This window comes from Bacteroides sp. 11BF (genome assembly GCF_019633765.1).
In the GTDB taxonomy this organism is placed as follows: Bacteria; Bacteroidota; Bacteroidia; order Bacteroidales; family Bacteroidaceae; genus Bacteroides; species Bacteroides hominis.
Genome location: NZ_JAFKPJ010000042.1, coordinates 1 through 6,058 on the forward strand (window position 1 = coordinate 1; position 6,058 = coordinate 6,058).

At 53.5% G+C, this 6,058-nt stretch carries 7 protein-coding genes and 1 pseudogene; all 8 read left to right on the forward strand.

Going from position 1 to position 6,058, the window contains the following annotated elements; genetic code table 11:
• A partial coding sequence (locus tag JZY04_RS20540) for a TraG family conjugative transposon ATPase (protein ID WP_220577456.1) occupies positions 1-1,015 on the forward strand: 1,015 nt, incomplete at its 5' end.
• A 37-nt stretch (positions 1,016-1,052) separates the two neighbouring features.
• A complete protein-coding gene (locus tag JZY04_RS20545; protein WP_004308928.1) occupies positions 1,053-1,436 on the forward strand; it encodes a DUF3876 domain-containing protein in 384 nt (127 codons plus the stop codon).
• Between the two features lie 30 nt (positions 1,437-1,466).
• Positions 1,467-2,096 carry a DUF4141 domain-containing protein gene (locus tag JZY04_RS20550; RefSeq protein ID WP_004308927.1) on the forward strand — a complete coding sequence of 210 codons (630 nt, stop codon included), beginning with the start codon at positions 1,467-1,469 and terminating at the stop codon, positions 2,094-2,096.
• A 3-nt stretch (positions 2,097-2,099) separates the two neighbouring features.
• A complete protein-coding gene (traJ, locus tag JZY04_RS20555; RefSeq protein WP_220577457.1) occupies positions 2,100-3,140 on the forward strand; it encodes a conjugative transposon protein TraJ in 1,041 nt (346 codons plus the stop codon).
• Between the two features lie 31 nt (positions 3,141-3,171).
• Positions 3,172-3,795, forward strand: coding sequence for a conjugative transposon protein TraK (gene traK / locus JZY04_RS20560; protein WP_004308925.1), 624 nt, complete (start codon positions 3,172-3,174; stop codon positions 3,793-3,795).
• A gap of 6 nt (positions 3,796-3,801) precedes the next feature.
• A complete protein-coding gene (locus JZY04_RS20565; RefSeq protein ID WP_004308924.1) occupies positions 3,802-4,110 on the forward strand; it encodes a TraL conjugative transposon family protein in 309 nt (102 codons plus the stop codon).
• Positions 4,091-5,446 carry a conjugative transposon protein TraM gene (gene traM, locus JZY04_RS20570; protein ID WP_032595739.1) on the forward strand — a complete coding sequence of 452 codons (1,356 nt, stop codon included), beginning with the start codon at positions 4,091-4,093 and terminating at the stop codon, positions 5,444-5,446. Before JZY04_RS20565 ends, traM begins: the two co-directional genes overlap by 20 nt.
• Positions 5,447-5,515: 69 nt before the next feature.
• Positions 5,516-5,992, forward strand: a pseudogene (locus JZY04_RS20575) (DUF4138 domain-containing protein); the annotation flags it as partial.
• Between the last annotated feature and the right edge of the window lie 66 nt (positions 5,993-6,058).

The following is a 6,058-nucleotide window of genomic DNA, read 5'->3' on the forward strand; positions in this document are numbered from 1 at the left end:
CTACACGGAGGAGAAACCGATTTCGTTCAACCCGTTCTACACCGATGATTACGTGTTCGACGTGGAGAAAAAGGACAGCATCAAGACATTGCTGCTGACGCTCTGGAAGTCGGAGGACGACAAAGTGACGAAGACGGAGAGCGGCGAACTGGGCAGTGCGGTGAACGCCTATATCGAGCGTATCAGGGCTGACCGGAGCATCGTCCCCTCGTTCAACACCTTCTACGAGTATATGCGCGACGACTACCGCCGCGAACTGGCGGAACGTGAGATAAAGGTGGAGAAGTCCGACTTCAACATCGACAATATGCTCACCACCATGCGGCAGTATTACCGGGACGGACGCTACGACTTCCTGCTCAACTCCACGGAGAACATCGACCTGCTCGGCAAGCGGTTCATCGTCTTCGAGATTGACAGTATAAAGGAAAATCGCGAGCTTTTCCCTGTGGTGACCATCATCATCATGGAAGCCTTCATCAACAAGATGCGCCGATTGAAAGGCGTAAGGAAACAGTTGATAGTGGAAGAGGCTTGGAAGGCTCTATCTTCGGCGAACATGGCTGAGTACCTGCGCTATATGTACAAGACCGTGCGCAAGTATTACGGGGAGGCAATCGTGGTGACGCAGGAGGTGGACGACATCATTTCCTCGCCCGTCGTCAAGGAGAGCATCATCAACAACTCCGACTGCAAGATACTCCTTGACCAGCGGAAGTACATGAACAAGTTTGATGCCATACAGTCCCTGTTGGGTCTGACGGAGAAAGAGAAGTCGCAGATACTCTCCATCAACATGGCGAACAACCCGTCAAGGCTCTACAAGGAAGTGTGGATAGGACTGGGCGGCACGCAGTCGGCAGTCTATGCCACCGAAGTTAGTGCTGAAGAGTATCTGGCGTACACCACCGAAGAAACGGAAAAAGTAGAGGTTTACCGTCTGGCGGAACAGTTGGGCGGCGACATTGAAGCCGTCATCCGGCAGCTTGCCGAAAGGCGGAGAAAAAAGGAATAAATAGAAACAGATTCATCAACTAAAAAAGAAAATGCGTATGAGTATATCAAGAACGAAAATGCTGCAAGTCAGCAAGTGTTTAATCGGGCTGGCGGTCATGGTGCTGCAATCCTGCGACATAACGGACAACCGACGCGACCTGCTTTGCGGAAACTGGGAGAGTGTGGAGGGCAAGCCCGACGTGCTTATCTACAAGGAGGGCGAAGCCTATAAGGTGACGGTATTCAAGCGGAGCGGCATCCGCCGCAAGCTGAAGCCGGAAACCTATCTCTTGCAGGAGGAGAACGGCAATCTGTTCATGAACACCGGATTCCGCATCGACGTGTCCTACAACGAGGCGACGGACATCCTGACCTTCTCGCCGAACGGGGACTACGTGCGTGTGAACCCGAAACCGGACCATCCGATAGGCGAGCAATAAATAATGAAATCCACTAAAATCCAAAGTAACATGAGAACAAGAATAACACTTATTATCTGCCTGTGCCTGTTTGCAGTCGGCAGGGCAAGCGCACAGTGGGCGGTGATAGACCCGTCCAACATCGCGCAGAGCATCGTGAACACCTCGAAGAACGTGGTACACACTTCCACGACCGCCCAGAATATGATAAAAAATTTTCAAGAGACCGTGAAGATTTACGAACAGGGCAAGAAGTATTACGACGCACTCAAATCCGTGAACAATCTGGTAAAGGACGCCCGGAAGGTGCAGCAGACCATTCTGATGGTGGGTGACATCACCGACACCTATGTGACCAGTTTCCAGAAGATGATGCGTGACGACAACTTCACGGTGGAGGAACTGGGAGCCATCGCCTTTGGCTACACCAAGTTATTGGAGGAATCCAACGATGTGCTGACGGAACTGAAGAATGTGGTGAATATCACCACGCTCTCCATGACGGACAAGGAGCGCATGGACGTGGTGGAACGCTGCTACTCCAAAATGAAGCGTTACCGCAACCTCGTGAGCTACTACACCAACAAGAACATTAGCGTGAGTTACCTGCGTGCGAAGAAGAAAAACGACCTTGACCGCATCATGGGGCTGTACGGGAACATGAACGAAAGATATTGGTAGCCTATGAATTTCGACAACCTTCACCAAATTCTGCGCTCGCTCTACGAACAGATGATGCCGCTATGCGGGGACATGGCGGGCGTGGCGAAAGGCATCGCCGGGCTGGGCGCACTCTTTTATGTGGCCTACCGGGTATGGCAGTCGCTGGCGAGAGCCGAACCGATAGACGTGTTCCCTATGCTCCGCCCGTTCGCTATCGGTCTGTGCATCATGTTCTTTCCGACGGTGGTACTGGGTACGATAAACAGCATCATGTCGCCCGTCGTGCAGGGTACGGCAAAGATGCTGGAGGCGGAAACGCTGGACATGAACCGATACCGTGAGCAGAAGGACAAACTGGAGTACGAAGCGATGATGCGCAATCCCGAAACCGCCTACCTCGTGTCAAATGAGGAGTTTGACAAACAACTGGAAGAACTGGGCTGGTCGCCCGGCGACATGGTGACGATGGCGGGGATGTACATCGAGCGCGGGATGTACAACATGAAGAAGGGCATCCGCGACTTCTTCCGCGAGATACTGGAACTGATGTTCCAAGCCGCCGCCCTCGTGATAGACACCATCCGCACGTTCTTCCTCGTGGTGCTGGCGATACTCGGTCCGATAGCCTTCGCCATATCGGTGTGGGACGGCTTCCAAAGCACGCTTACACAGTGGATATGCCGCTACATACAGGTCTATCTGTGGCTGCCCGTGTCGGATATGTTCAGCACCATACTGGCGAAGATACAAGTGCTGATGCTGCAAAGCGACATCGAACGGATGCAGGCTGACCCGAACTTCTCGCTGGATTCGAGCGACGGGGTGTACATCGTCTTCATGATAATCGGCATCATTGGTTACTTCACCATCCCCACGGTAGCAGGCTGGATTATCCAAGCCGGAGGCATGGGAAGCTACGGTCGCAACGTGAACCAGACGGCAGGACGAGCCGGAAGTATGGCGGGCAGCGTGGCGGGCGCAGCCGCAGGAANTATGGCGGGCAGCGTGGCGGGCGCAGCCGCAGGAAACGTGGTCGGACGTGTCGGGAAGCTGCTGAAATAATCAACTGACAATTAAAAACGAATAAACAACAATGGAATTTAAGTCACTTAAAAACATCGAATCATCGTTCAGGCAGATACGCCTGTTCGGTATCGTCTTCCTCTCGTTGTGTGCCGTAATAACGGTATGGAGCGTGTGGAGTTCCTACCGCTTCGCGGAGCGGCAACGGGAAAAGATTTACGTGCTGGACAACGGCAAGTCGCTGATGCTGGCTCTCTCGCAAGACTTGTCGCAGAACCGTCCGGCAGAAGCGAGGGAACACGTGCGCCGTTTCCACGAGCTGTTCTTCACGCTCTCACCCGAAAAGAGCGCGATAGAGCATAACGTGAAACGCGCCCTGCTATTAGCGGACAAAAGCGTGTACAACTACTATTCGGACTTTGCCGAGAAGGGGTACTACAACCGCATCATCGCCGGGAACATCAATCAGGTGTTGAAGGTGGACAGCGTGGTGTGCGATTTCAACGGCTATCCCTACCGTGCCGTGACCTACGCCACGCAGAAGATCATCCGGCAGAGCAACGTCACCGAGCGCAGCCTCGTGACTACGTGCCGCCTCTTGAACTCGTCCCGTTCGGACGACAATCCCAACGGTTTCACCATCGAGGGATTCACCATCATCGAGAACAAGGATTTACAAACCATCAAAAGGTAAACGGACATGAAGAAAATCAAAAAATCATTTTGGCGTGCGTACTGGAAGCTCCACGACAAAAAGAAAATGCTGGTGGCAAGGCTCAAAGGCTATCTGGACGGTTTGCCCCCGAAGACACGCAGGCGCATCGTGCTGGCGATGCTCGCCGCCTTTGCGGTGCTTGCCCTCTACACCTTCGGCAAAGCCGTCTATGAAATCGGCAGGAATGACGGCAGCCGGATGGTAACAGACCATGCCGGACAGGTGGAACTGTCCATAAAGCCGGACAACAATCATAATGTAATACCTTATTTATATGGAACAGACGAAGAATGAACCTAAAAACGAGAACAAGGCGGCTCCCGACAACGGGAAACCGAAGAAGGAGCGCAAGCCGCTGACCGAAGCCCAAAGGCTGAAACGTCAGAAAATGATAGTGCTGCCCGCTATAGTGCTGGTATTCATCGGTGCTATGTGGCTGATATTCGCCCCGTCTTCCGACAAGGAGCAGCAACCGGGAACGGGTGGTTACAACATCGAAATGCCCGACGCTGACAAGGCGAACCGCCAGATCATCGGCGACAAGGCGAAAGCCTACGAACAGGGAGCAATGGAGGAACGGCAGGAGAACCGCAGCCGCGCCATGCAGGAACTGGGCGATATGTTCGACCGCGAGGTGGCGGAAACGGACGGCGGCAGGGACTTCGACCTTGCTAATCCCGGAAATGCGGAAGATGCAACAGCAAAATCATCCGCTCCGAAAACCATCCAATCCTCCGCAGCTGCCTACCGCGACCTCAATACCACGCTCGGCAACTTCTATGAGCAGCCGAAGAACGACAACGCGGAAATGGACGAACTGTTAGAGCGTATCGCCTCGCTGGAATCGGAACTGGAAACCGAGAAAGGCAAGGCATCCGCTATGGATGACCAAGTGGCACTCATGGAGAAGTCCTATGAACTGGCGGCGAAGTACATGGGCGGGCAGAACGGCACACAGCCACCTGTCGGACAGGCGGCAGAGCCTTACCCCGTGCAGAAAGCCGGAAAGAACACGGCTGCACCTGTCAGGCAGGTAACGCATCAGGTGGTATCTTCGCTCTCACAGCCGATGAGCAACGCTGAGTTTGTCGCCTCCTTCTCGCAGGAGCGCAACCGCAGTTTCAATACGGCGGTGGGTGTCACGACTGTATCGGACAGGAACACCATATCGGCGTGTGTCTATGGGGCGCAGAGTGTGACTGACGGGCAGGCGGTAAGATTACGGCTGCTGGAGCCGATGGCAGTGGCGGACAAAATCATACCCCGCAATGCAGTGGTGGTAGGCACGGCAAAGATTCAGGGCGAACGACTCGATATTGAAATAACTTCGCTGGAGTACGCAGGTACGATTATCCCGGTAGAACTGGCGGTGTATGACACGGACGGACAGCCCGGCATCTTCATTCCAAACTCGATGGAGATGAACGCCGTCAGGGAGGTTGCCGCCAACATGGGCGGCTCGCTGGGCAGCAGCATTAATATCTCCACCAACGCAGGGGCGCAGCTCGCCTCCGACTTGGGCAAGGGGCTGATACAAGGCACGAGCCAGTATATCGCCAAGAAGATGCGTACCGTCAAGGTGCATCTGAAATCCGGATACAAGGTCATGCTATATCAGGACAGAGATTGAAAACAATAACAATCAACGACTAAAAAAACAACAACCAAATTTTTATTTACCACTAAAATCCAAAGTAGAATGAAAAAAGTAATCATCATGTTTGCCCTCGCTATGGGCATCATAACTGCCAACGCGCAGGAGAACGTAACCGTTGGAGAGAACAACGGAAGTGAACCGACGAACGAAGCGAGAGCAGAGACAAGCTCGCTTGACTATGCCTCGCAAGGAGGAGGAAGGCAAAGCCAACAACCGACCTTGACAAAGGAGGTCTATCCGCAGAAGGAGGCGGACGGCGATCTGTATCACGGGCTGACAAAGAAGCTGACCTTCGACCGCATGGTTCCCCCGCACGGATTGGAAGTGACCTACGACAAGACCGTCCACGTCATTTTCCCCTCGGAGGTGCGCTACGTCGATTTAGGCTCGCCCGACCTGATTGCGGGTAAAGCCGACGGAGCGGAGAACGTCATCCGCGTGAAAGCTACCGTGCGTAACTTCCCGAACGAAACCAATATGTCGGTAATCACGGAGGACGGGAGTTTCTATACTTTTAGTGCGCCCATAATAGGGGCTTGATAATAATCACTTTGGCAAGTGATTAGGTTAGTATTCCAATTTATA

Coding starts and splice junctions, on each gene's coding strand:
- JZY04_RS20545 (WP_004308928.1), top strand. CDS start 1,053: ATGAGTATATCAAGAACGAAAATGCTGCAAGTCAGCAAGTGTTTAATC.
- JZY04_RS20550 (WP_004308927.1), top strand. CDS start 1,467: ATGAGAACAAGAATAACACTTATTATCTGCCTGTGCCTGTTTGCAGTC.
- traK (WP_004308925.1), top strand. CDS start 3,172: ATGGAATTTAAGTCACTTAAAAACATCGAATCATCGTTCAGGCAGATA.
- JZY04_RS20565 (WP_004308924.1), top strand. CDS start 3,802: ATGAAGAAAATCAAAAAATCATTTTGGCGTGCGTACTGGAAGCTCCAC.
- traM (WP_032595739.1), top strand. CDS start 4,091: ATGGAACAGACGAAGAATGAACCTAAAAACGAGAACAAGGCGGCTCCC.